1 protein-coding gene and 1 pseudogene are annotated in these 890 nt (G+C 58.9%); both read left to right on the top strand.

Features of this window, described 5'->3' with window-relative positions; all coding sequences use genetic code 11:
- Positions 1-522 (top strand): annotated as a pseudogene (gene adh, locus AWB67_RS38715) (aldehyde dehydrogenase); the annotation flags it as partial.
- Positions 523-579: 57 nt separating this feature from the next.
- A partial coding sequence (locus AWB67_RS38710) for a DUF779 domain-containing protein (RefSeq protein WP_087660931.1) occupies positions 580-890 on the top strand: 311 nt, incomplete at its 3' end.

The following is an 890-nucleotide window of genomic DNA, read 5'->3' as shown; positions in this document are numbered from 1 at the left end:
CTCGACTCGAAGACGATGATCGGTGCGCAGGCATCGCAGGAGCAACTCGAAAAGATCCTGTCGTATATCGATCTCGGCAAGCAGGAAGGCGCGGAATGCCTGATCGGCGGTGAACGCAATGCACTCGACGGTGAACTCGCGAACGGCTACTACGTGAAGCCGACCGTGTTCCGCGGTCACAACAAGATGCGCATCTTCCAGGAGGAAATCTTCGGGCCGGTCGTCTCCGTGACGACATTCAAGAACGAAGAGGAAGCGCTGGAAATCGCCAACGATACGCTTTATGGCCTCGGCGCAGGCGTCTGGACGCGCGACGGCACGCGTGCATACCGATTCGGCCGCGAGATTCAGGCAGGGCGCGTGTGGACGAATTGCTATCACGCGTATCCGGCGCATGCGGCTTTTGGCGGCTACAAGCAGTCGGGCATCGGACGGGAGAATCACAAGATGATGCTCGATCACTATCAGCAGACGAAAAACCTGCTCGTCAGCTATAGCCAGAAGCCGCTCGGGTTCTTCTAAGCCAAAGCGACTCGCGAGCGGTCGCAATGGCCGCTCGCTTTAAAAGGGACTCGCATGATGAGCACAGAAGAAGTACCGAGAGTCATCGCGACACCCGCCGCCGTCGATCTGATCGAGACGCTGAAAGCCGAACACGGCGACGTGCTGTTCCATCAATCGGGCGGTTGCTGCGACGGTAGCGCGCCGATGATGTTCCCCGTCAAAGAGTTCATGGTCGGCGGCTCGGACGTGAAGCTCGGCGAGATCGCAGGCGTGTCGTTCTACATGAGCGAATCGCAGTTCGCATACTGGGAGCACACGCAGTTGATCATCGATTGCGTGAAGGGCAATGGCGGCATGTTTTCGCTGGAGCGGCCCACAGGTCTGCG

The organism is Caballeronia terrestris (assembly GCF_001544515.1).
Classification (GTDB): Bacteria; Pseudomonadota; Gammaproteobacteria; order Burkholderiales; family Burkholderiaceae; genus Caballeronia; species Caballeronia terrestris.
Note: the sequence above shows the minus strand (reverse complement) of the source record. Positions and strands in the feature narration are given on the sequence as shown.